Here is a 22456-nt window from a genome sequence, read left to right on the forward strand (position 1 = left end):
GTCCTCGGTGCCGGCTCCGGCCTCTCCCTCGGCCTCTCCCTCGGCATCGGCAGCGTCGTCGTCGGCGGTGTGGCTGCTGGGGTACGCCGCGCTGGCCTTCACGGTGGCGGCCCTGTGCGCGCCTGCGGCGCTGGAGGGCTCGCATCTGGCGGTGCCGGAAACCGCACAGGTCGTGGCGTCCGCCGGGGGCGCCGTACTCGCGCTGTGCACCGGCGTCGCCGCCGTGATCCGGGCGGTCTCGGAGCTGAGGAGAGCGAACACCGACCGGCTGCGCCTGAACCGGGGACTCGACGCGGACGGGCGGGACGACGGTCCGGGAACATCCGATCCGCAGCAGCCACCGGACCTTCCGCACCAGGCGGGAGGCGACGGCGACCGGAGTCAGAGCGAGCCGGGCAGGTCCTCCATGTAGAGGAGAGTCAGGTCGTCGGTGTCGGGGTCGGGAAGCTGCGCGACCCGGCCCGCATGCCGCTCGACCATCGCCTCGAATGTCTGCCGGGCGGTGCGCCCGTTGCCGAACGTCGGCCCCTTCGGCAGCTCCGCGAAGTACTTCAGCAGCGCCTCGGTGGCGCCGGGCGCGAGCTGGTACTCGTGCTCCTGCGCCTGCTGCTCCACGATGCGCAGCAGCTCCTCGGGGGCGTAGTCGCCGAAGGTGATGGTCCGTGAGAAGCGGGACGCCACACCGGGGTTGACCGCGAGGAAGCGGGTCATCTCCGTCGTGTAACCCGCCGCGATGACGACGACCTCCTCGCGGTGGTCCTCCATCAGTTTCACCAGGGTGTCTATCGCCTCGCGCCCGAAGTCGCGCCCGCCGTCCTCCGGCGAGAGGGCGTAGGCCTCGTCGATGAAGAGCACGCCCCCGCGGGCCCGGTCGAACGCCTCCTGCGTGCGGATGGCGGTCGAGCCGATGTGCTCGCCGACGAGGTCGACGCGGGAGACCTCCACGAGGTGCCCGCGCTGAAGCACCCCCAGGGAGTGGAGGATCTCCCCGTACAGCCTCGCGACGGTGGTCTTGCCGGTACCGGGCGACCCGGTGAAGACCAGGTGCCGACGCACGGAGGCGGCCTTGAGCCCCGCCTCCTGCCGGCGGCGCCCCACCTCGATCATGTCGGTGAGGGCCCTCACCTCCCGTTTGACGCTCTCCAGGCCCACCAGGGCGTCCAGTTCGCCCAGCACCTCCTGCGCGGGGCGGGCGGGCTCCGCGTCGCTCCCTGACGCGGCACCGGACGCGGGGGCGGCCGCCTTGGACGTCTCGGTCTGCTGCCCGGAAGCCTTCTTCGGTGCCGTCAGCGGCGCGGTGAGCAGGCCGGCACCGGCGGGGGAGGGGTCGGCCGGCGGCGGTGTGGGGGCGGCGCTGACGGGAGCGGCGCTCTGGTCGCTCGTGCAGTCCTCGACGACGTGCCCCTCCTCGGCGAACTCGTAGCCGCCCCGTGCGCACCGCTCCGCCCGGCAGCGGCGCAGCGTCGTGCGGCAGCCGTCGATGACGTGGAAGCCGTAGCCCTTCGAGCCGGTGACCCGGCAGCCGTGGAAGGTGCCGCGCCCGCCCGCGGAGACGTAGAAGCCGGCCTCCTCGGGTGAAGTGACCGTGCACCGCTCGACGTCGGGGTCGGCGCCCTTGGTGACGATGAAGCCGGTGGCGACTCCGTCGACCGTGCAGTTGGCGAGGGTGCCGCCGCTGCCGTGGTCGCGGAACCAGGCGCCGGTGGCCGCGTCGCGGATGCGGCAGTCGTCCAGCTGCACCGTGGCACCGTCGCTGACCGACACCGCTGTGCCGCGCACCTGGGTCAGGTCGCTGTCGACGACGTCGGCGCGCGAGCCTCTGTCGAGGACGAACAGGGCGTCGGGGACGGTGTGCACACGGCAGGAGTCGAGCACGACCGTGGCGCCGTCACTGATCCACACGGCCGGGTAGTCGCCCGTACTCTCATGGATCTCGCAGTTGTTGGCGTCCGCTCGCGTGCCCGGGTCCCACACGGACAGGCCGTTGCGGCCGAAGCGCCGCACAGTGGAGCGGGTGAGGGTGAGAACGGAGCGGGAACGCAGGTCGAGGGCGTTCTCGGGAATGTCGTGGATGTCGCAGTCGGCGAGGGTGAGGACGGCGTCCGTGTCCATGGTGACGCCGTCGGCCGAAGTGCGGTGCACCCGGCAGTCGGTGAGGTGGCCGGTGGCGCGGGAGACGACCTGCACGCCGGTGCCCTTGATCTCGTAGACCTCGCAGCCCACGGCCTCCGCCGCGCTGTCCTCGCCGTGCAGCGAGAGCCCGGCTCCGGTGGCGTGGTGGACCCGGCACCGTTCCAGCCTGGGATGCGCGCCGTCGCGCACGGATATGCCGGACTGGCCCGCGGAGACGACCTCGCACTCCTCGTAGACGCCGCCCGCACCGCCGGTCACGCTGATCCCGATGCCGGCGGGGTTGTCGACGGTGCAGCGCCGCACGGTGGGCCGGGCCCCGGACCGCACCTCGATGCCTGCCGCCGAACGCGTCATCACGCGGAGGCCGTTGAGCTCCGCTGCGCCGTCCTCCACGAGGAGCGCGGGCGAGGCGGCGTCCTGCGCCTCGATCTGCAGGTCCTGCACGACGGCCGAGGACCGGACGGTCAGAGCCACCCCCTCGGCCGGGGCGATGCGCACGGATCCGGAGGCGGCGCGCTCGGGGCCGCGCAGGGTGACGGTGCGGTCGAGAACCAGGTTCTCCCGGTACGTTCCGGGTGCCACGGTCACCACGTCACCGTCGGAGGCGACCTCCAGGGCGGCGGCGAGAGAGGCGTACTCTCCCGTGCGGCGCCGCCACCGCGACGTTCCGGCGTGCGTCACCTGCACCGAGCCCTGTGCCATTGACAGTTGTGCCCCAACTTCGATGGTTTCCACTGCGCGTGGGAGGCACGCGCACGAGAGATGCACCACCGTAGCGTGCGTGCCGAGGTGCTCACTGCACGCGTCCGTACTCCGGGCACCGCCACGGGCACGGAGAGCCGCGCGGGAGGCGGTCCCGCGAGCGGCCGGAGCACGCTCAGTAGTTGGAGCCGGTGCGTCCCCAGTCGGGGCCGATGCGCGCCCACTCGGCGTCCCAGCGCGCGTAGCGGCGCCGCAGCAACTGCCGGACGGTCAGGCGGCGTCCGGTCTCCGCGGCGGCGGCGGCACCGACCGCGGCGGCGAGTCCCGCCAGAGCGGCGTACGAGGAGGCCGTCCCGGGATTCATGGGGCTCTTGACGACGCGTCCGTGCGCGTCCGTCCAGACCCGGAAGCGTTCACCGGGCTGCACACGGGTCTTCGCGGTGACAGTGCCCTTGTGGCTGCTGCCGTCCGGACCGGCCCAGTGCGCCACGACCCGGTGGCGCTCGGGACTCTGCACGGCGGTCTCGGGATCGGTGTCCAGCGGAGCGCGCGTCTGGACGGACTCGGCGGTCGCCCAGATCTGGTGCCGGCTCCGCTGCTGTTCGTCGATGTTGTGCAGCAGGGCATCGTGCGCGGCGGAAGTTCCCAGCCATCCGACGACTGGGCTGATGACGACGATCAGAACTACGGCACACAGTGCCAGCCACGCTTCGCGGCGGTCGCTGCGGCGGCACAGCGGATTCTTGCGCCAGCGCCACAGGCCGACGATCGAGCGCATGACTTCTCACCCCCTTCTCCACGTTCGCAGGTACCTCTCGTAAGCCGGTACATGCCTGGGACAGGCGCAAAGAGACTCAAATCACCGGAACGAGGTCAGCGTTCCGATCGGTTCTCCGGACGCCCGGACCTGCGGTGCGGGGCGCCTCGCAGGGTCTCCGTGTGCCTCCCGCGTGGAGCACTGACTCTACTCCGGGGTGCCGCGTCCCGCCGTGACGGGGGGCACCCGGTGACATCTTCGGTACACAACCGCGGCCACGGGGTGTCCCACCGGCAGCCCTCGACCCGGCGGGGGCGCGCCTCATCCCGGTGTGAGGGTGTGAGGGTGTGAGGGTGTGAGGCGTACGGGGGCGAGGCGTCAGGCGCCCGGCCACCTCCACTCCGACACCTCCGGCAGGTCCGTGCCGTGTTCGCGGACCCACGCGTGATGCCGCGTCCGCACGTCCTCCATCCTCTGCCGCAGGCCGATCGCCTCCGCTCCCAGGCCCGGAGTGCGGTCGATGACATCCATCACCAGCCGGTAGCGGTCCATGTCGTTGCGCACGACCATGTCGAACGGCGTCGTCGTGGCGCCCATCTCCTTGTAGCCGCGCACGTGGAGCGAACCGTGCACCGCCCGGCGGTAGGCGAGGCGGTGCACCAGCCACGGATAGCCGTGGTAGGCGAAGACGACGGGTCGGTCACGGGTGAAGACGGCGTCGAACTCTGCGTCCGGCAGCCCGTGCGGATGCTCGGAGCGCGGCATCAGACGGGCGATGTCGACGACGTTGACCACGCGTACGGCCAGCTGCGGCAGATGCTCGCGCAGCAGCGAGGCGGCCGCCAGCGTCTCCTGCGTGGGCACGTCCCCGGCGCAGGCCAGCACCACGTCGGGCTCCCTGCCGCCCACTTCGGTGCCCGCCCACTCCCAGACGCCCAAGCCGCGGGCGCAGTGGCCGCGGGCCTCCTCCAGGCCCAGCCAGTCGAAGCACTGCTGCTTGCCGGCCACCACGACGTTCACGGTGTCGCGGGTGCGCAGCACGTGATCGGCCACGCACAGCAGGGTGTTGGCGTCCGGCGGCAGGTAGACCCGCACGACCTCCGGGCTCTTGTTGAGGATGTGGTCGATGAACCCGGGGTCCTGGTGGGAGAAGCCGTTGTGGTCCTGCCGCCAGGCGTGCGACGTGAGCAGGTAGTTGAGCGAGGGGAGAGGCTGCCGCCACGGGACGTCGCGCGCGCTCTGCAGCCACTTGACGTGCTGCCCGGCCATGCTGGCGACGATGTGCGCGAACGCCTCGTAGGAGGCGAACAGGCCGTGCCGCCCCGTGAGGACGTACCCCTCCAGCCAGCCCTGGCACATGTGCTCCGAGAGCACTTCGAGGACACGGCCGTGGGGGCCCAGGTCCTCGTCGGTGCCGAGCGTGCCCGCCTGCCAGCCCCGTGCGGTGGCGGAGAAGACGCCGTCGAGGTGGTTGGAGGCCGTCTCGTCCGGTCCGACCATGCGGAAGTCGCGCCGCTCCGCGGTCGCCTCGAACAGCTCCGTCAGCAGCCCGCCGAGCACGCGGGTCGGCTCGTGGGAGCTGCCGCCGGGTGTCTTCAGCGGTACGGCGTACCGCTCAAGCGGGGGGAGCGGCAGCTCGCGCACCAGCCGTCCGCCGTTCGCGTGCGCCACCGCGCCCAGCCGCCGGGCGCCTTCGGGCACGCAGGCCAGGACGTCCGCCGACGGCCTGCCGTCCCCGTCGAAGAGCTCCTCCGGCCGGTACGAGCGCAGCCACTCCTCCAACTGCCGCAGCCGGTCGGCGTCTTCGGTGACGCCGGTCAGGGGGACCTGGTGCGAGCGCCAGGTGTCCTCCACGGGTTTGCCGGAGACGTACCGGGGGCCCGTCCAGCCCTTGGGCGTACGCAGCACCAGCATCGGCCAGCGGGGCCTGTGCTGTACGCCGCCGCTGCCGTCGCGGGCGCGGGCCTCGCGCTGGTAGAGGGCGATGCGCTCCAGCGCGGTGTCGAAGGCGCCCGCCAGCGAGCGGTGCGCCTCGGCCGGGGGAGTGTCCGGCTCCGCGGTGACGTGGAGGGGGTCGTACCCGTAGCCCCGCAGCAGGGAGTCGAGTTCGTCCTCCGGGAGACGCGCCAGCACGGACGGATTCGCGATCTTGTAGCCGTTGAGGTGGAGCACCGGCAGCACCGCGCCGTCGTGCACCGGGTCCAGGAACTTGTTGGAATGCCACGACGCGGCGAGGGGGCCCGTCTCGGCCTCGCCGTCCCCGATCACGGCGCAGACCAGCAGGTCCGGATTGTCGAACGCCGCCCCGTAGGCGTGCGCCAGCGCATAGCCGAGCTCGCCGCCCTCCTGGATCGAGCCCGGCACGTCCGGGGCCGTGTGGCTGGGCAGGCCGCCCGGCTGGGAGAAGTCGCGGAAGAGCCGGAGCATCCCCTCGGCGTCCCGCGCCCGGTCCGGGTCGTACTCCCCGAACGTGCCCTCCAGCCAGGCGCCCGAGAGCACAGCCGGAGCACCGTGGCCGGGCCCCCACACGCACAGCGCGTCCGTGCCGTGCTCGCGGACGACCCTGTTGAGGTGCGTGTAGACGAGCCCGAGGCCCGGTGACGAGCCCCAGTGCCCCAGGAGCCTCGGCTTGACGTGCTCCGCGCGCAGCGGTTCCCGCAGCAGGGGGTTGGCGCGCAGATAGAGCTGGCAGGCGGAGAGGTAGTTGAGGGCACGCCAGTGGGCGTCGAGCTGTGCGGCTTCCTCGTCGGAGAGAGCGGAGTGCGTATGCATGCCGGATGGGTACCAGGGAGCACGGCGGCTGACACCCGCGCCGCATGCCGGGGAGAAGCATCCGAACCGTGGCGGATTGTCCCGGTCCAGGCGTTGCCTGGCGCTGCGCCGGGCGGCACGATGACGGTGTGCTGAATCCATGGCTGGCGCTCGAGGCGGGTGCCGACGCGGCCGAGCGCGCCGGCCAGGTGCGGCGCGCCCACGAGGAGTTCGTGACGGGCGGCGGGATCGGGGCGCTGGTACGGGGCGTGGTCGCCGAATCCTGGCAGCGGTGCGCCGGAGCGTCCGTCGAGCCGGAGAGCGTCGCAGGTATCGACCTCGCCGACGGCGAACTGGAGGTCTACCGCGCCGCGCACCCCCTCGCACGCGTCATGCCGCTCTTCCGCGAACTGCTCGGCACGGTGGCCGACGACGGCGCCCACCTGCTGTCCGTGTGCGACGAGAACGGCCGGATGCTCTGGGTCGAGGGCCACGCGCAAGTGCGGCGGCACGCCGAGCGGATGAACTTCGTGCCCGGTGCCCGCTGGTCGGAGCGGTACGTCGGGACCAACGCCCCCGGCACGGCGCTCGCCGTCGACCACGCCGTGCAGATCTTCGCCTCGGAGCACTACTGCCGGCCGGTGCAGGCGTGGACGTGCGCGGCCGCTCCCGTCCACGATCCGCGTACGCACCGCCTCGTCGGCGCCGTCGACATCACGGGCGGCGACCATCTCGCCTCGCCGCAGAGCCTGGCCCTCGTCCAGGCCACCGCGCGGGCCGCGGAGGCCCTCCTCGGCGAATCCGGCGGCGGCCCCGGCGCGTCCGCTCCCGCCGGACCCGTCCTGAACGTACTGGGCTACGACGAGGCGCTGTTCGACGCGGGCGCCGGACGGAGCGGCAGCGCCGACGGCACGGCGGGGCGGGTCGGGACGGGCGCTCCGCTGCGCCTGGGGCGGCGCCACAGCGAGATCATGATGCTGCTGGCAGCGCACCCCGAAGGGCTGACGGGCGAGCGGCTCGCGCTCGAACTCTACGGCGAGCGGGACGTCAACCCGGTGACGTTGCGAGCCGAAGTCTCCCGCCTGCGCGGCCTGTTGGGGCCCCTGCTGGACTCGCGTCCGTACCGTCTGAGGAGGCGGCCCCACACCGACTACGACGCGGTCGGCGACGCCCTGTCGGCGGGGGACCCGCGGGCCGCGCTCGCGGCCTACCGGGGGCCGCTGCTCCCGCTGTCCGAAGCCCCGGGCGTCGTCCGCCTGCGCCGGCTGCTGGAGGACCGGCTGCGCCGCGCGCTGCTGAGGAGGCCCGATCCGGTGCTGCTGGAGGAGTGGGTTCGAACACCCTGGGGCGAGGACGACCTGGAGGCATGGGAAGCGCTCCTGACGTGCCGCGGCGCCGGAGAGACGCGGCGGCTGGCGCTGGCCTCGCGCGTGCGTGAACTGCGGCGCTCCTACGGGCTGGCGGAGACCGCGGGCGGCGGCGGGGACCGGCCCCGCCCGCACGCAGCGGGCAGGGAAGCACACGCAACGTATCCGCAACGTTCCCGCCCATAGCCTCACCCGCAGAACGAGCCCGCCCCGCCGGGCGGGCCGCACGCGTCACAAGGGGAGGCAAGCAGATGAGCCGCTACGCCGCGCCCGGGTCCGACGGGGCCGTCATGGACTACCAGTCACGCTACGACCACTGGATCGGGGGCGCCTACGTCGCCCCCGCACAGGGCGGCTACTTCGAGAACCCCACACCCGTCACAGGAGCGTCCTTCACGGAGATCGCCCGCGGCACCGCGGACGACGTGGAGCGCGCACTCGACGCAGCCCACGCGGCGGCCCCCGCCTGGGGCCGCACCCCCGCCGCGGACCGGGCCGCAGTGCTCAACCGGATAGCCCAGCGCATGGAGGACCACCTCGAAGAGCTGGCGGTCGCCGAGACCTGGGAGAACGGCAAGCCGGTGCGCGAGGCACTCGCCGCCGACATCCCCCTGGCGATCGACCACTTCCGCTACTTCGCGGGCGCGCTGCGGGCCCAGGAGGGCTCCCTGTCGGAGATCGACGAGGACACCGTCGCCTACCACTTCCACGAACCGCTCGGCGTCGTCGCGCAGATCATCCCGTGGAACTTCCCCATCCTGATGGCCGCCTGGAAGCTCGCGCCCGCGCTGGCGGCGGGCAACGCCGTCGTCCTGAAGCCCGCCGAGCAGACCCCGGCGTCGATCCACTTCTGGATGAGCCTGGTGGCCGACCTGCTGCCGCCCGGCGTGGTCAACATCGTCAACGGCTTCGGCGTCGAGGCGGGCAAGCCGCTGGCCGCCAGCCCGCGCGTGGCCAAGGTCGCCTTCACGGGCGAGACGACCACGGGGCGGCTGATCATGCAGTACGCCTCGGAGAACCTCAAGCCCGTCACGCTCGAACTCGGCGGCAAGAGCCCCAACATCTTCTTCGACGACGTCTCCTCCGCCGACGACGACTTCCTCGACAAGGCGCTCGAAGGCTTCACCATGTTCGCCCTCAACCAGGGCGAGGTGTGCACGTGCCCGTCCCGTGCGCTCATCCAGCACGGCCACTTCAGGGACTTCCTCGACGCGGGGATCGCGCGCACCGAGAAGATCGTCCAGGGGCACCCGCTGGACACCGGGACGATGGTCGGGGCCCAGGCCTCCAACGACCAGCTGGAGAAGATCCTCTCCTACCTGGACATCGGCAGGAAGGAAGGCGCCCGGGTGCTGACGGGCGGCGCGCGGGCCGAACTGGGCGGCGAGCTGGAGGGCGGCTACTACGTGCAGCCGACAGTCCTCGAGGGCGACAACAAGATGCGCGTCTTCCAGGAGGAGATCTTCGGCCCGGTCGTCGCCGTCACCGGCTTCTCCGACTTCGAGGACGCCATGCAGACCGCCAACGACACGCTCTACGGCCTCGGCGCCGGCGTGTGGACCCGCGACGGCGGCACCGCCTACCGGGCGGGACGCGCCATCCAGGCCGGGCGGGTGTGGACGAACTGCTACCACGCCTATCCGGCGCACGCGGCCTTCGGCGGCTACAAGCAGTCCGGCATCGGCCGCGAGAACCACCGGATGATGCTCGACCACTACCAGCAGACCAAGAACCTGCTGGTGAGCTACTCGCCGAAGAAGCTCGGGTTCTTCTGATGGCCTCCGGGGAGCGGACGCGGGAGGCGCCGCGGCAGACCGGAGAGGGGCCCGCGCCGGACGGCCCCGAACGGGTCGCCGTCACCGGCGAGGCGGCAGACGTGATCAGGCGGCTGACGGATCAGCACGGGCCGCTGATGTTCCATCAGTCCGGCGGCTGCTGCGACGGCAGCTCTCCCATGTGCTACGAGCGCGGAGAGCTGCGGACGGGCGACTCGGACGTCCTCCTCGGCGAGCTGGGCGTGGAAGGCGTCGCCGAGCCGGTGCCGTTCTGGATGTCCGCCGGCCAGTACGCCTACTGGAGCCACACCCACCTCACGGTGGACGTGGTGCCGGGGCGCGGCAGCGGATTCTCCCTGGAGGCGCCGGAAGGTGTGCGCTTCCTCATCCGCTCCAGGCTGCTGGAGGAGAGCGACTAGGGTCCCTCGTCTGGATCTCCGCGGGTCCGCGACGCCGGCTACGGCACCTCCCTGCGTTGTCGGAGTCGTCCGAGTACGCCCAGTACGAGGACGATCCACCGCCTTGCGATGTACCGCATCCGACGCCGCGGCCTGATCCACGAAGATCCAAACGAGAGACCCCGGGGCTGTCCGTCCGGCACTCCGTGATCCGACGGGGTGCCGGACTGAAGGGCCTGTGGAGAACGGCCGGCCGGCGGGTCGGGAGAAGTGCCTGCCGGCCGGTTTCCGAGACGGCTCGGGAGAGGACGTCCTGCCCAGGTGGTCCGGCACCTACTGGTCGAGAACCTCGAACGAGTCACCGCTGCGCACCCTGCCCGTGTGCTCGGGGATCAGATTCTGGCCGAACACCAGCTGGTCCCCGAAGCGACGGTGGCGGGCCAGGGTGCGCAGCGGTTCCTTTCCGCGTTCGGCGGTCGACTGGTCCGTCGTGGTCACCACGCAGCGGCCGCAGGGCTTGGCGACGCGGAAGACGACCTCGCCGATCCGCACCCGGCGCCATCCGTCCTCGGCCCACGGGGCGGTGCCCTCGATGACGATGTTGGGACGGAAGCGGCTCATCGGCAGCGGCCCCTCGTCGGCGTGATCTCCCTGCGCGATCAGCGAGTTGAGGGCGTCGAGCGAGGAGAGCGACGTCAGCAGCAGGGGAAAGCCGTCCGCGAAGGAGACCGTCTCACCAGGACGTGCGAACGCCCCGATCTGCCGCCGGTGCTCCGGGGCGTCCATGTACACGAGCTGCGCGGGCGTTCCGAGGTAGCCGGAGAACCAGGCGCTCGCCTCGGGTGCCGCGGGCGCCGCCTCGACCTTCCTCCCGAAGATCTGCACCACGACCGTCCCGCCGTCCCGCGGAGGAACCGCGACCTCCAGCGGCTCCCTCCCCGGAGCCGCCACCCGGACTCCCCCTTCCCCCGCACCCTGTGCGAAGGTGATCCCGGGCAGCGGTTCGGCGCGGGCCAGTGCGAGACGCGGATGCTCCCGCTGCGTGAGCTGGTTGCCGTCGGGTGACGTCAGCATCCAGCGCCGGTCGCCTGCAGGGCCCCACGGTTCGACCGTCAGCTCGTCGAGGGCCGTCCCCGCGAGTGCTTTCACCGGGTAGACGTGCAACGCGGACGGTCTCGGCTCGCTCATGCGGCCATCCTGTCACCCGGCAACCCTGTTCCGGCAGTTGAGCCGGTGTTCAGTAGCCGCGGCCCTGGTACTGCTGCCCGCCGTAGGGGTCCTCGTACGCGTTCGGCATCTGGCGGGGCGGTGCCGGGCGGGGTGCGGCCGGCCGGGGTGCCGCGGGCCTCGGTGCCGCCGGGCGCGGGGCCACGGGGCGCATCTGCTGCGGCGGAGGGGTCTGTTGAGGCTGCTGTTGCTGCGGGTACTGCCGTGGGTCCGGGTACCCTCGCTGCGCGGGAGCCTGCTGCGGGATGTACGGAGCGGGCGTCTGCTGCAGCGGCGCCGACTGCAACGGAGCCGGCTGTGCCATTCCGGGCGGCGGAGGCTGCTGGCCCATGCCGCCGGGGTAGCCCTGCGGCGGGGCGTTGTACTGCTGGGGGCCGCCTCCGGACGGAAGAGCGGGACGCGCCGGAGGCAGGGCGGGGAGCGAGGAGCCGATGGGCTCGTACGCCGACGGGACCCGGATCGGCGCGATCTGCGGGGTGCCACGCTCGTTGACGAGCATGTCGTAGATCGGGGTGTCCGGGTAGGACGGGCCAGCGTAGTAGCCGCCAGGGGAGTAGCGGGGGGAGGTCATGCCCATAAGGTAAGCCCAAATTGTGGCCGTTGGGGAGCCCGGTCATGGGGCCGATTCTTGCGCTTGCAGTACCTCCGTATCACCAAACCGAGCGAACGTGTGGAAAACGGTCACGAGGTGATGTCGAGATCCTGTAAAGGAGCGCCGCTCGCCGTTGCGTGGCGCGTCGATTAGGTTTGCCGCCGAGCCGCACGCACAGCGCGACGGCCACCGGATGAAGGGGGAGTGGCATGACGATGCAGAAGGGCGCCAACGTCCCGGTCGCCGCGGCGTCCGTACGCATCGAGCTGAGCTGGCGGGCGGGTCCCGGGGTTCCCGACGTGGACGCCTCCGCTCTGCTGCTCGCCGGGGGAAAGGTGCGCTCGGACGGCGACTTCGTCTTCTACAACCAGCCGCGCCACGCCTCGGGAGCGGTGCGCCACGAAGGCAAGCAGCCTCAAGAAGCAGGCGTCACCGACGCGTTGAGCGCCGACCTGGGCGCCGTCGAGGGGGAGATCGAGCGGATCGTGATCGCCGCGTCCGCCGACGGCGGCACCTTCGGCCAGGTCCCGGGTCTGTGCGTACGGGTGCTGGACGCCGCGGGCGGAGCCGAACTCGCGCGCTTCGACAGCGGCGACGCCACGGTGGAGACGGCCTTCGTGCTCGGCGAGCTCTACCGCAGGCAGGGCGCCTGGAAGTTCCGCGCGGTCGGGCAGGGCTACGGCAGCGGACTGGCCGGTCTGGCAACGGACTTCGGCATCAGCGTCGACGAACCCGCCGAACCGGTGCGTGCGCCGGCGCAGGCCGCCCCGTCCGCACCGGCGCACACCCCGCCGGCGCCGCCGGCGGCACAGCCCACGGCTCCGCCGCCCGAACCGGTACGCCTGACGAAGGTGACGCTGACCAAGGAGGCGCCGAGCGTCTCCCTCACCAAGCAGGGCGGCACCTCGGGAACGATGCGCGTCAACCTCAACTGGGAGGTGCAGAAGCAGTTCTCCGGCTGGGGCAGGAAGCTCGGCAAGGCCATGGCGATGCACTCCGACCTCGACCTCGACCTGTGCGCGCTCTTCGAACTCTCCGACGGCCGCAAGGGCGTCATCCAGGCGCTCGGCAACGCGTACGGGTCGCTCCACCAGCCGCCGTTCATCCACCTCGACGGCGACGACCGAACGGGCGCGAACGCCTCCGGCGAGAACCTCACGATCAACCTCGACCACGCCAAGGAGCTGCGGCGCGTCCTGATCTTCGTCACCATCTACGAAGGGGCCCGCAGCTTCGCCAGCGTCAAAGGGACCGTCACCCTCCAGCCCCAGCACGGCGCTCCGGTCGAGTTCCACCTCGACGAGTGCACCGTCTCCTCCAACGTCTGCGCGCTGGCCCTGATCACCAACGAGGGCGGCGACCTCGTCGTCCACCGCGAGGCGCGCTACCTGGTCACGCCGCGCGGCAGCAGCCCTCAGCGCACGGTGGACGCGGCCTACGGCTGGGGCATGCAGTGGACGCCGGGACGCAAGTGATCCGTGCGCGGCCTGCGTGGCGGCGGCCGGAATTGCGCGGGGCGTCAGGCGTAGGTGCGGCCCTTCCAGGCGGCGCCGCGGCCCCGGTGGTGGCGCAGAGCTGAGTCGAACGTCATCAGCAGGTAGAGGGCGGCCGTGGCGGGCAGCGCGAGAGCCCGCCACGGCGGCTGACCGTAGTAGCGCAGCATCGGCACGTACGTCAGCGCCATCACCGCCCACGCCGCCGCGCCCACCGGCGAGCCGGCCAGCGCCGTCACCGGCGGTGCGAGGTAGACCAGCGCGAGTCCCGCGAGCGTCCCGGCCAGCACCAGCGGGTTGTGTCCCAGTTGTGCGTACGCGCTGCGTGCCACCATCTGCCACAGCTGCGGCAGGCGTTCGTAGGGGCGCACGCTCGTCACCTTGTCCGCGAGCCCGAGCCAGATGCGTCCCCCCGCCTCGCGCTTGACGGCCCGGGCCAGCGTCACGTCGTCGATGACGGCGCCCCGGATGCGCTCGGGGATGCGGGCGCGCACGGCCGTCTCGGTCCGCAGCAGCACGCAGCCGCCGGCGGCCGCCGCGGTGCGCGAGGCGGGCCGGTTCACGCGGCCGAACGGATACAGCTGTGCGAAGAAGTAGACGAACGCCGGGACGATGAGCCGTTCCCAGCCGCTGTCCGCGCGGAGCCGCGCCATCTGGGAGACGAGGTCCAGGCGGGCGCCGAGGGCCGCGCTCACGAGGCTGCGCAGCGAGTCCGGGTCGTGCGCGATGTCCGCGTCCGTCAGCAGCAGGAACTCGGCGTCCGTGCGCTCGCGTGCGACGGACATCGCGTGCCGCAGCGCCCACAGCTTCCCCGTCCACCCGGCCTCCGGGTCGCCGGGGTGGTGCACCGAGAGCGGGAGACCGTCCGGGCGGGCCCGCGCGAGCCGCAGCGCGAGGTCGCCCGTGCCGTCCCTTGAGCCGTCGTCGACGAGGATGATCTCCGCGCGGCCGGGATAGTCCTGGCCGAGGAGCGTCGGCAGACTCGACGGCAGGACGGCCGCCTCGTCCCGCGCCGGGACGAGTACGGCCACCGACGGCCAGGAGTCCGGCTCCCCGCCGGGCGGCAGGCGGATGTCCGTGCGCCAGAAGAGGCCCTGCCCGACCAGCAGCCACAGCCAGGCGGCGAGTGAGGCGGCGGCGGTCCAGGTGAGCACGCTCATCGCCGCAGTGTCCCCCAGCCCGGCCGCGTCGCGGCGCAGGCGGGCGCTCCGCCGCCGCGGCACGTGCCGGAGACGTGGGGACATGCCCCGGATGGCCCATCGACTACAGTTCCTGCCGTGAAGATCGCGCTCGTCGACTCGGGACTCGGGCTGCTCGCCGCGGCAGCGGCGGTGCGCCGCCTGCGGCCGGACGCCGACCTCGTACTCTCCAGCGACCCGGCGGGCATGCCCTGGGGCCCCCGCACCCCGGAAGACATCACCGCGCACGCCTTGGCCTGCGCCGAGGCCGCCGCCGCGCACGGCCCGGACGCGCTGATCGTCGCCTGCAACACCGCCTCCGTGCACGCGCTGCCGGCGCTCCGCGCCGAACTGGAACCCAGCATTCCCGTGGTGGGGACGGTGCCGGCGGTCAAGCCCGCCGCGAGCGCGGGCGGCCCCGTCGCCGTATGGGCCACGCCCGCCACGACGGGCAGCACCTACCAGCGCCGCCTCATCGCGGAGTTCGGGCAGGGCGCACAGATCGCCGAGGTCCCCTGCCACGGCCTGGCCGACGCGGTGGAGAGCGCCCAGGAGGACGCCATCGACGTCGCCGTCGGGGCGGCCGCCGCGCTCACGCCGCCCGGTGTGCGCTCCGTCGTGCTGGGCTGCACCCACTACGAGCTCGTCGGGGAACGCATCCGTGCCGCGGTCGCGCAGCCCGGCGGACCGCTGCCCGTGCTCTTCGGTTCCGCGGAGGCGGTCGCGGCGCAGGCCCTGCGGCGCGGCGGGCACCGGCCGGATCCCTCGGCGCCCGGGACCGGCGGGCTGACGGTGCTCTTCAGCGGACGCGCCGCCGAGCGGCTCCCCGAAGCCGCGGCCACCTACGCCGAGGGCCGGCTTCTCACCGCGGCCACCCTGACGCCGTAACGGCCCGCCGGGCAGGGGCCGTTCACAGGTGGACGGACCGCCGCGCGGCGGCCGTGCCGGCCAGCAGCGCGGCTCCCGCCGTCACCTGGGTGAAGCTCAGCGCGTTGCCGATCGCGCTCAGCGCGGCAAGAGCCGAGAGCGCGGCCGCGGCGGTGAGCACGACGGGCGTCTGCCGGGGAGAGGCCCGCAGTGCCGCCATCAGCCACACGTACGCCGCCGCGAGCAGCAGCAGCCCCACGAGGCCCTGCTCGGCGGCGAGTTGGAGCGGCGCGGAGTGCGGCTTGCCGTCGGCTCCCGCGGCCTGGTGGGTGGTGGGGCTCAGCTCGCGGAAGGTGTCGGGCCCCGTTCCCGTGAGCGGCTTCTCGCGCAGGAGGTGGAGCGCGTCCTCCCACAGCTCGGTGCGGTGCTCCGTCAACTGGCCTTGGAGGGCGGCGGTCACCGGTCGCGGCAGCGCGTCCGCCGCCACGGCGAGGGTGACGCCCGTGACCGCCGCGGCGGCCAGGGAGAGGGCGGCGAGCGCGGGCAGCCGCCGGCGGACGCGTCCCGCCGCCAGGGACCACAGAAGTACGGCCAGTCCCGCCGCGAACCCGACCGGCGTCCCCAGGACCAGGGCCAGCACCACGATGCCCGCCGCGGCGAGGCGCAGCACGACCCTCACGGCGTTGACGGGGGTGGCCCACGCGGCGCAGCAGGCGGCTCCCACGGCGAGGGTGAGCAGCGCGGCCGTCACCCCGGAACGCCCCTCCGGGCCCGCGAACTGGATGCTCCCCGCGACCATCCGGGTCGGCACGGGGCCGAACAGAGCGAGCAGGACGCCGAGTGCCGCGGCGCCCACGTGGGCGCCCACCGGCAGCAGGGAGCCCGCGATGCGCCCGGTGGCGTAACCCGCGGCGACGGCGAGGACGGCGAGCAGCAGGCCCTCCGGGCGGGCGTCACGCCCGGCCGCCGTGATCAGCGCCCAGGCGGCGCAGGCCCCGAGCACGAGCACGCCGGCGACGTCGGCCGCGTTGCTCTCCCGCTGCTCGACTGGGCATGGCACCAGCGTTGGTGACGTCATTCGCGCGACCCCCCGGAACCCGCGCACCCGTACCGCCTGCGACGTCGGCGGACGGACTGCGACTCGCGGGCTCAACCGTAGTGCGCGAACGACGAGTTGTGGATGGGTTGCGACCGAATGATGTGCTTGGTGCGAAGATGACCGCCTCCGCGGACCGTGCGGAGGCGCGTACGGGAGGGGCACGGCCCCGTCCCTCCCCGCGCCGCACCGGTGCCGGCGATCCGGCCCGGCACTCCGGCGATGCGCCCTCCTCCCCGCGGAAGTCGTGGGGCACCCCGAACGGGGGCGTTTCCGGCGCGGCAGCGAGGCAACCACGGCGGGCATGCTGCTCAGGACACTGACAGGCGCGGCGGCCGGAGCCGCCGGGACGACCGCGCTCAACGCCGTCACTTACGCGGACATGGCGCTGCGGGGCAGGGGCGCGAGCTCGGCGCCGGCGGATGTCGTCGACGCGCTCAGCGACCGCACGGACGTCGCCGTCCCCGGCACCGGAGAGACCCGGGCGAACAGGGCCGCCGGGATGGGCGCGCTGCTCGGCATGGCCACGGGAGTCGCTGTGGGCGCGTGCTACGGCCTGGCCAGAGCGTCCGGGTGGCGTCCGGCTGTGCCGGTGGCGGCAGTCGCGACGGGCGTGGCGGCCATGGCCGGTTCGGACGTGCCGATGGCGGCCCTGGCCATCTCCGACCCCCGCGGATGGACGCCGTCCGACTGGCTGACGGACCTCGTGCCGCACCTGGTGTACGGGCTGGTCACCGCCGCGGTCTTCGAGCTGGCGACGGGGCGCGGCCGGTAGCGTCGGCTGCTTCCGCGGACCGCACGGCGCGTCCCGCTACCCGGACAGCGCGAGGCCCCGCCCCCGGCCGTCCGGAGCGGGGCTCGTCGCGCCGACACGGCTACTCCTCCAGGAGCTCCGCACCCGCCTGTCCGGAGCCGGGAGTCCCGGGCGGGAGGCCGGGCCGGTCCGGACGGCGCAGCACCTGCGTCACCCGTCCCGAACCCTTGCAGGATTCGCACGACTCGACGTAGCAGCCCCGGCCGTTCATGACCGTCTGCCCCTTCCCGGTACCGCTGCAGGAAGTGCACCGATAGGGCGGTGGCACTGCCGTCATACGGCATCACCTCCAGGCTGAGGCGCTTGCCCGTCCCGGGCCGGACCACACGTCGCCAGTGCCCACCGGCCAGGTGCATGCCCGGCGCCTCCGGTCTGCGCAGGCCCAGAGGGACCCTTCCGCGGAGCAGCGGCCCGCCCGTCGTCCGGCGTCGCGCCTGACGCCCGGGCACGTAGAGTCGGGCCCATGGCGACACCCGAATTCATCCGCACCCTCCGCGAGAGCGCAGGTCATCAGCTGCTCTATCTCCCCGGCGTGAGCGCCGTCGTCTTCGACGACGAGGGGCGGGTGCTGCTCGGACGGCGGGCGGACACCGGGCGCTGGGCGATCATCGGCGGCATCCCCGAGCCGGGGGAGCAGCCCGCCGCCGCGGTGGCGCGGGAGGTCCACGAGGAGACCGCCGTGACATGCGTGGCGGAACGGGTGGTCCTCGTACAGGCGTTGCCGGAGCCCGTCACCTACCCGTCCGGCGACATCTGCCAGTTCATGGACGTCTGCTTCCGCTGCCGCGCCGTCTCCGGTGAGGCCCGGGTCAACGACGAGGAGTCCCTGGAGGTGGGCTGGTTCTCCCTGGACGCGCTTCCCGACCTGGAGGAGTTCGCCGTCACCCGCATCAAGATGGCCGCCGGCGACGGACCCACCTGGTTCGAGGGGATCGGCGCGGACTGAGCGCGAAGCTGCTGTGCCGTCCGCCCCGGCCGCAGGTCGTGGGGCCGTGGGGCGGAGAGGGTTACGTTGGAAGGCGGAACGCCGGGGCCCGGAGGGACGGCGGGGGAGAGCCTGCCCCGCGGGAGCCGGCGGCCGGGGCCGCGCAGGAGGTGGGAGTCACGTGCAGGGCAGCGAAGAGCGCGAGGGCGGAGAGCCAGCGTGCTGGCTGAACCAGGTCTGCGAGGAGTGCGGCCGGGTGCGTGAGCAGCCGGGACGCACCGACTGCGAACACTGCGGCCACGACCCGGCAGCGGACAGGCGCGAAGCCGCGGCCGGTCGCGCGGCCACGGCAGAGACTCCGGCCGGCGGCCGCCGGCGGGAACGCCGCGATCGCGACCCGGAGGGGAAGGCCCGCAGCGCGCGCCCGCGGGACGGGCTCGGACGTCCGCTCCCGTACGGGGAGGAGGGCGTCGCCCGGCAGCCCGAGGGCGTGGTGCGCACCCCGGCCGAGACCCTGAGCGAGGCGCAGAGGCTGCTCGACGAGGGCAAGCCCTTCCACGCGCACGAGGTCTTCGAGGACGCCTGGAAGTCCGGTCCGGAGCGGGAGCGGTCGCTGTGGAAGGGCCTGGCGCAGATCGCGGTCGGCGTCACGCACCTCGCCCGGGGGAACACCACGGGCGGCGCGCGCCTCCTGCTGCGGGGCGCCGACGGGATCGCTCCCTGGGCGCCCGGTCCCCCGCACGGCATCGACGTGGCCGCCGTGGAGACGTGGGCCCGGCGGACGGCCGACGGGATCGAGGGGCGCGCCACGAGCGGGCCCGTGACGGTGCGGCCCCCCTCGCTGCGCGGCACCCGCGCAGGCTGACACCGCCCGGCAAGGGCCGTGGCCCGGAGCCGGGACGGCCCGTGACCGTCCCGCTCACACCTTCCGGAAGTGGTACGCCTCCTCCGCGGCCGCGGCGACCTCCTCGAGGTCCGCACCTCCCGCGGAGGCGACCACCGCGGCGATCGCCCCCTCGACGAGGGGCGCGTCCACCAGCTGCGAGTTCTCCGGCAGTTCGTCCCCTTCGGCCAGCAGCACCTTCACCGTCAGCACGGCACTGCCGAGGTCGACGAGGATCGCCACCCCGGCTCCCGTGTCGACCTTGTGGGCCGCGGCGCTGATGAGTTCCGCACTGGTGCCCAGACCGCCGTCCGGCCCGCCGCCCGCGCCCTCCACCGGAGCGCTGTCGCGTCCGGCGGCGAGTCCCACGGCGAGACGGGCGACCGAATCGGCCACCTCCTTGCTGTGCGAGACCAGGACGATTCCCACACGCGGTTCCGGCTTCCCCGACGCCTGGGGGCGGGGTTGCGCGTCGTGCTGCTCACTCATCGGCGACCGCCCCGGCCAGTGCGGTGAACAGGAGCGCGGACGATGTCGCTCCCGGGTCCTTGTGCCCGACGCTTCTGTCGCCCAGATAGCTGGCCCGGCCCTTGCGCGCACGCATCGGCACCGTTGCCTGGGCACCCTCGTCCGCCGCGGTGCGTGCCGCGCCGTAGGGGTCGGGCCCTCCGGCGGACAGCGCCTCGACGCCGGGGTAGAGCGCGTCCAGCATCGTCTTGTCTCCCGGGGCCGCGCCGCCGAGCTGGGCCACAGCGTCGACTCCCACGCGCAGGGCGTCCGCCAGCTGACGGCCGGTCACCTGCTCGTCGTCGCCGAGTGCCTTGCCCGTACGGCGCAGCAGTGTTCCGTACAGCGGCCCCGAGGCACCGCCGACGCTGGAGACCAACTGGCGCCCGGCCAGGATCAGTACGGCGCCGGGCGCGCTGGGCGACTCCTTGCCGAGCGCGGTGACGACGGCCGCGAATCCGCGCTGCAGATTGCTGCCGTGGTCCGCGTCCCCGATCGCCGAGTCGAGCTCGGTGAGCAGGTCGGCCTCACGCTCGACGGAGGCGGCTGCGGCGGTGAGCCAGCGGAAGACGGCGCCTGCGTCCAGCTCATCGGTCAGGTCGGTCAAGACAACTCCCTTTCACGAGGGCTCTCGGGCGAGACGCCCGACGGCGGCCGCTGCCCGGTCCATTGCTCACGGCTCATGCTCAGCAACCCCAGCGCAGACCCGGCGTGCTCACCGGCGCGTCGTACAACCGCAGCATCTCCTCGTCGGCCCGGCAGAGTGTCACCGAGGCCCCCGCCATGTCCAGCGAGGTGACGTAGTTGCCGACGAGGGTACGGGCGACGGGCACGCGGCGCTCATCGAGGACGCGCCGCACCTCGGCGCAGAATCCGTACAGCTCCAGCAGGGGAGTGCCGCCCATGCCGTTGACGAGGGCCAGTACGGGGCCGTCGGGCTCCAGGTCGGTGAGCACCGCGTCGACCGCGAAGTCGGCGATCTCACCCGAGGTCATCATGGGGCGGCGCTCGCGTCCCGACTCGCCGTGGATGCCGATGCCGAGTTCGAGCTCTCCGGGCGGCAGGTCGAAGGTCGGGCTGCCCTTGGAGGGCGTGGTGCACGGGTTGAGCGCGACGCCGAAGCTGCGTGCGGAGTCGGCGACCTGGCGCGCCATGGACTCCACCCGCTCCAGCGGCGCCCCCTCCTCGGCGAGCGCTCCGGCGATCTTCTCCACGTAGAGGGTCGCGCCCGTGCCGCGCCGGCCGGCGGTGAACTCGCTGTCGGTGACCGCCACATCGTCCTGCACGAGCACCTTGGCGATCTGGATGCCCTCGTCCTCGGCCAGCTCCGCGGCCATGTCGAAGTTCAGGACGTCGCCGGTGTAGTTCTTGACGACGAACAGGACGCCCTTGCCGCTGTCCACGGCGGCCGCCGCCCGCGTCATCTGGTCCGGCACGGGGGAGGTGAAGACCTCGCCCGGGCACGCGGCGTCGAGCATGCCCCGGCCCACGAAGCTGCCGTGCAGGGGCTCGTGCCCCGAGCCGCCGCCGGAGACGAGGCCGACCTTGTCGGCGACGGGCGCGTCGCCGCGAACGATCACCCGGTTCTGCACATCGACCGTGAGCTCGGGATGGGCCGCGGCGACCCCGCGCAGCGAGTCCGCGACGACGTTCTCCGGCACATTGATCAGCATCTTCATTGATACCTCCGAGTGAGCGAATGACTGTCTCTCTGGCCGGTGCTCCTACAGGTCAGAGCTGGAATCGCGGGTACGGCACCGAGCCCGGCGTCCGCGGGCCGCGGCCGTGACGCACCGTCGGCACCGTGCCGCCCGCCCGCCGCTGAGCGCGTGTCAGCGGTACCGGCGCTTCTCCGTACCGCTGCCGCGGGCACCCCTCGGCGCCGGCGGGCGGGGCGGCACGTGTCACGGGACGTGACCTGGTCGGTCTGCACATCTACAGCCTGCCGCAATGCGCGGCAGCTGAAGAGATCCGCGCGGGGTTCCCGGCGGGTTTCGCCGCCCTGCCGGTGCGGGGCTCGCGCTGCGGGGCGCACGGCGTGGGACCGCTCAGCCCAGCTCGAGGCTGGTGACCCCGAACACGCGCTCCGCGTCCACCGGCGGCGGCGGACCGGCGTACATGCGGACGGTATGGGACCCGGGTTGCAGACCCCGGGAGGCGGCGAGGGCGACCGCCGCCTCGTGGGTCTCCGGAACATCGACATGGACCTCCTCGTCCTGACCGGCGTGAGCGGTGAGTGCGTCGAAGAGCGCTTCGGCCGTCCGGCGGTCGTCGGCGAAGAGAGGCCCGATGCGGCTGCCGGAGCGCGCCTTGCGGACGACTCCGTACCCGGCGACCTCGCCCCCGCGCAGGAAGACGTATGCCGAGTGGCCCTCAGCGGTGAGCCACCGCTCCAGGAAGGCGCGGCGTTCTGCGGGGAAGCACCGGCGGTCGTACTCCGCGACCGCGTCGAAGTGGGTCTCCGTGACGGCTGTGACGTCCGGGGAGGGGGTGCCGGAGGTCGTGGGGCGGCCGGAGTAGCGGCCGGTGCGGTAGGCGGGGACGAACCCCGAGCGCCGGTAGGTCTCCTCCTGGGCGGGGACCGCGTCGAGGCCGATGGTGCGCCCGCCGGCGTGCGGTACGGCTTCGTTCCAGGTCGCCATGCCGAGGCCCTTGCCGCGGTGCGCGGGGTCCACGAGGTAGTAGCCCAGGAAGGCGAAATCGTCGGAGTAGTTGACGACGGAGACCGCGGTGACGGGCTTGCCCTCCGCCCGGCCGAGGAAGAACCCGGCCGGGTCCGTGGGGTGGAAGCAGGCCGTGTCGCCCAGGCCCGGGTTCCACTCCTCCTCGGCGGCCCACTCCTCCACCTGCAGCCACTCCTCCGAGGAGGCGCGGCCGAGGACGAGCCCGGCCGCGGCGGCGGGCGGTTCCGCGGGGGAGGGCTGGTGCGGGGCGTCGTCGCTGAGGGGGGTCATTCCGTCTGTCCGTCCTTTCCCGGGGCCTCCGCGGCCG

General features: G+C 73.2%; 20 protein-coding genes. 8 read left to right on the plus strand and 12 right to left on the minus strand.

Annotation, left to right across the window (positions count from 1 at the left end; translation table 11 throughout):
- Window positions 1-381: 381 nt before the first annotated feature.
- The 3 genes from H181DRAFT_RS18295 to H181DRAFT_RS18305 all read right to left on the minus strand — a co-directional run bounded on the left by H181DRAFT_RS18295 (window position 382) and on the right by H181DRAFT_RS18305 (window position 6364).
- Window positions 382-2835 carry a right-handed parallel beta-helix repeat-containing protein gene (locus H181DRAFT_RS18295; RefSeq protein WP_045865590.1) on the minus strand — a complete coding sequence of 818 codons (2454 nt, stop codon included), beginning with the start codon at window positions 2833-2835 and terminating at the stop codon, window positions 382-384.
- A gap of 175 nt (window positions 2836-3010) precedes the next feature.
- Window positions 3011-3613: an Rv1733c family protein gene (locus tag H181DRAFT_RS18300; protein ID WP_045865591.1), complete on the minus strand. Its 603-nt coding sequence runs from the start codon at window positions 3611-3613 to the stop codon at window positions 3011-3013.
- 357 nt (window positions 3614-3970) lie between these two features.
- Complete coding sequence (locus H181DRAFT_RS18305) at window positions 3971-6364, minus strand: phosphoketolase family protein (protein WP_045865592.1); 2394 nt, start codon at window positions 6362-6364, stop codon at window positions 3971-3973.
- A gap of 128 nt (window positions 6365-6492) precedes the next feature.
- Here H181DRAFT_RS18305 and H181DRAFT_RS18310 point away from each other — a divergent pair, with 128 nt between their 5' ends.
- The 3 genes from H181DRAFT_RS18310 (at window position 6493) to H181DRAFT_RS18320 (ending at window position 9904) form a co-directional block, all read left to right on the plus strand.
- Complete coding sequence (locus tag H181DRAFT_RS18310) at window positions 6493-7896, plus strand: GAF domain-containing protein (RefSeq protein WP_045865593.1); 1404 nt, start codon at window positions 6493-6495, stop codon at window positions 7894-7896.
- 65 nt (window positions 7897-7961) lie between these two features.
- Window positions 7962-9485, plus strand: a complete 1524-nt coding sequence (locus tag H181DRAFT_RS18315; protein ID WP_045865594.1) for an acetaldehyde dehydrogenase ExaC — start codon at window positions 7962-7964, stop codon at window positions 9483-9485.
- Window positions 9485-9904, plus strand: a complete 420-nt coding sequence (locus H181DRAFT_RS18320) for a DUF779 domain-containing protein (protein ID WP_045865595.1) — start codon at window positions 9485-9487, stop codon at window positions 9902-9904. Before H181DRAFT_RS18315 ends, H181DRAFT_RS18320 begins: the two co-directional genes overlap by 1 nt.
- Window positions 9905-10216: 312 nt before the next feature.
- Here the strand turns inward: H181DRAFT_RS18320 and H181DRAFT_RS18325 are convergent, their stop codons facing one another.
- Window positions 10217-11071, minus strand: coding sequence for an MOSC domain-containing protein (locus tag H181DRAFT_RS18325; protein WP_045865596.1), 855 nt, complete (start codon window positions 11069-11071; stop codon window positions 10217-10219).
- 49 nt (window positions 11072-11120) lie between these two features.
- A complete protein-coding gene (locus H181DRAFT_RS18330) occupies window positions 11121-11681 on the minus strand; it encodes a DUF6643 family protein (RefSeq protein ID WP_045865665.1) in 561 nt (186 codons plus the stop codon).
- 230 nt (window positions 11682-11911) lie between these two features.
- Here H181DRAFT_RS18330 and H181DRAFT_RS18335 point away from each other — a divergent pair, with 230 nt between their 5' ends.
- A complete protein-coding gene (locus tag H181DRAFT_RS18335) occupies window positions 11912-13177 on the plus strand; it encodes a TerD family protein (protein WP_045865597.1) in 1266 nt (421 codons plus the stop codon).
- A 44-nt stretch (window positions 13178-13221) separates the two neighbouring features.
- Here the strand turns inward: H181DRAFT_RS18335 and H181DRAFT_RS18340 are convergent, their stop codons facing one another.
- Window positions 13222-14355, minus strand: coding sequence for a glycosyltransferase (locus H181DRAFT_RS18340; RefSeq protein WP_175439797.1), 1134 nt, complete (start codon window positions 14353-14355; stop codon window positions 13222-13224).
- A gap of 117 nt (window positions 14356-14472) precedes the next feature.
- Here H181DRAFT_RS18340 and H181DRAFT_RS18345 point away from each other — a divergent pair, with 117 nt between their 5' ends.
- Window positions 14473-15261 carry a glutamate racemase gene (locus tag H181DRAFT_RS18345; RefSeq protein ID WP_045865598.1) on the plus strand — a complete coding sequence of 263 codons (789 nt, stop codon included), beginning with the start codon at window positions 14473-14475 and terminating at the stop codon, window positions 15259-15261.
- 22 nt (window positions 15262-15283) lie between these two features.
- Here the strand turns inward: H181DRAFT_RS18345 and H181DRAFT_RS18350 are convergent, their stop codons facing one another.
- Window positions 15284-16318 carry an O-antigen ligase family protein gene (locus H181DRAFT_RS18350; protein ID WP_045865599.1) on the minus strand — a complete coding sequence of 345 codons (1035 nt, stop codon included), beginning with the start codon at window positions 16316-16318 and terminating at the stop codon, window positions 15284-15286.
- A 322-nt stretch (window positions 16319-16640) separates the two neighbouring features.
- On the opposite strand from H181DRAFT_RS18350, the gene H181DRAFT_RS18355 reads away from it, so the two are divergent.
- Window positions 16641-17111 carry a hypothetical protein gene (locus H181DRAFT_RS18355; RefSeq protein WP_045865667.1) on the plus strand — a complete coding sequence of 157 codons (471 nt, stop codon included), beginning with the start codon at window positions 16641-16643 and terminating at the stop codon, window positions 17109-17111.
- A 100-nt stretch (window positions 17112-17211) separates the two neighbouring features.
- On the opposite strand, the gene H181DRAFT_RS29500 is transcribed toward H181DRAFT_RS18355, so the two are convergent.
- Complete coding sequence (locus tag H181DRAFT_RS29500; RefSeq protein WP_158715452.1) at window positions 17212-17361, minus strand: hypothetical protein; 150 nt, start codon at window positions 17359-17361, stop codon at window positions 17212-17214.
- A 252-nt stretch (window positions 17362-17613) separates the two neighbouring features.
- Here H181DRAFT_RS29500 and H181DRAFT_RS18360 point away from each other — a divergent pair, with 252 nt between their 5' ends.
- Both H181DRAFT_RS18360 and H181DRAFT_RS18365 read left to right on the plus strand, forming a co-directional pair.
- A complete protein-coding gene (locus H181DRAFT_RS18360; protein WP_045865600.1) occupies window positions 17614-18096 on the plus strand; it encodes an NUDIX hydrolase in 483 nt (160 codons plus the stop codon).
- A gap of 160 nt (window positions 18097-18256) precedes the next feature.
- Entirely contained in the window at window positions 18257-18940 is a 684-nt protein-coding gene (locus H181DRAFT_RS18365; RefSeq protein ID WP_045865601.1) for a DUF309 domain-containing protein, read from the plus strand.
- A gap of 54 nt (window positions 18941-18994) precedes the next feature.
- Here H181DRAFT_RS18365 and dhaM read toward each other — a convergent pair whose 3' ends face one another.
- From dhaM to H181DRAFT_RS18385, 4 genes are all read right to left on the minus strand, one after another.
- A complete protein-coding gene (gene dhaM / locus H181DRAFT_RS18370) occupies window positions 18995-19447 on the minus strand; it encodes a dihydroxyacetone kinase phosphoryl donor subunit DhaM (protein WP_045865602.1) in 453 nt (150 codons plus the stop codon).
- Window positions 19440-20072: a dihydroxyacetone kinase subunit DhaL gene (gene dhaL, locus H181DRAFT_RS18375; protein WP_254666902.1), complete on the minus strand. Its 633-nt coding sequence runs from the start codon at window positions 20070-20072 to the stop codon at window positions 19440-19442. Before dhaL ends, dhaM begins: the two co-directional genes overlap by 8 nt.
- Window positions 20073-20151: 79 nt before the next feature.
- On the minus strand, window positions 20152-21144 hold the full coding sequence (gene dhaK / locus H181DRAFT_RS18380) for a dihydroxyacetone kinase subunit DhaK (RefSeq protein ID WP_045865603.1): 993 nt from the start codon (window positions 21142-21144) through the stop codon (window positions 20152-20154).
- A gap of 369 nt (window positions 21145-21513) precedes the next feature.
- Window positions 21514-22419 carry a GNAT family N-acetyltransferase gene (locus H181DRAFT_RS18385; RefSeq protein WP_078895821.1) on the minus strand — a complete coding sequence of 302 codons (906 nt, stop codon included), beginning with the start codon at window positions 22417-22419 and terminating at the stop codon, window positions 21514-21516.
- Window positions 22420-22456 lie beyond the last annotated feature (37 nt).

It is taken from the genome of Streptomyces sp. WMMB 714 (genome assembly GCF_900090125.1).
GTDB lineage: Bacteria > Actinomycetota > Actinomycetes > Streptomycetales > Streptomycetaceae > Streptomyces > Streptomyces daqingensis.

Bases quoted from the DNA above. Each gene is read 5' to 3' on its own strand.
- H181DRAFT_RS18295 (WP_045865590.1), bottom strand. From the start codon at position 2,835: ATGGCACAGGGCTCGGTGCAGGTGACGCACGCCGGAACGTCGCGGTGG.
- H181DRAFT_RS18300 (WP_045865591.1), bottom strand. From the start codon at position 3,613: ATGCGCTCGATCGTCGGCCTGTGGCGCTGGCGCAAGAATCCGCTGTGC.
- H181DRAFT_RS18305 (WP_045865592.1), bottom strand. From the start codon at position 6,364: ATGCATACGCACTCCGCTCTCTCCGACGAGGAAGCCGCACAGCTCGAC.
- H181DRAFT_RS18315 (WP_045865594.1), top strand. From the start codon at position 7,962: ATGAGCCGCTACGCCGCGCCCGGGTCCGACGGGGCCGTCATGGACTAC.
- H181DRAFT_RS18320 (WP_045865595.1), top strand. From the start codon at position 9,485: ATGGCCTCCGGGGAGCGGACGCGGGAGGCGCCGCGGCAGACCGGAGAG.
- H181DRAFT_RS18325 (WP_045865596.1), bottom strand. From the start codon at position 11,071: ATGAGCGAGCCGAGACCGTCCGCGTTGCACGTCTACCCGGTGAAAGCA.
- H181DRAFT_RS18330 (WP_045865665.1), bottom strand. From the start codon at position 11,681: ATGACCTCCCCCCGCTACTCCCCTGGCGGCTACTACGCTGGCCCGTCC.
- H181DRAFT_RS18335 (WP_045865597.1), top strand. From the start codon at position 11,912: ATGACGATGCAGAAGGGCGCCAACGTCCCGGTCGCCGCGGCGTCCGTA.
- H181DRAFT_RS18340 (WP_175439797.1), bottom strand. From the start codon at position 14,355: ATGAGCGTGCTCACCTGGACCGCCGCCGCCTCACTCGCCGCCTGGCTG.
- H181DRAFT_RS18350 (WP_045865599.1), bottom strand. From the start codon at position 16,318: ATGACGTCACCAACGCTGGTGCCATGCCCAGTCGAGCAGCGGGAGAGC.
- H181DRAFT_RS18355 (WP_045865667.1), top strand. From the start codon at position 16,641: ATGCTGCTCAGGACACTGACAGGCGCGGCGGCCGGAGCCGCCGGGACG.
- H181DRAFT_RS29500 (WP_158715452.1), bottom strand. From the start codon at position 17,361: ATGAACGGCCGGGGCTGCTACGTCGAGTCGTGCGAATCCTGCAAGGGT.
- H181DRAFT_RS18360 (WP_045865600.1), top strand. From the start codon at position 17,614: ATGGCGACACCCGAATTCATCCGCACCCTCCGCGAGAGCGCAGGTCAT.
- dhaM (WP_045865602.1), bottom strand. From the start codon at position 19,447: ATGAGTGAGCAGCACGACGCGCAACCCCGCCCCCAGGCGTCGGGGAAG.
- dhaK (WP_045865603.1), bottom strand. From the start codon at position 21,144: ATGAAGATGCTGATCAATGTGCCGGAGAACGTCGTCGCGGACTCGCTG.
- H181DRAFT_RS18385 (WP_078895821.1), bottom strand. From the start codon at position 22,419: ATGACCCCCCTCAGCGACGACGCCCCGCACCAGCCCTCCCCCGCGGAA.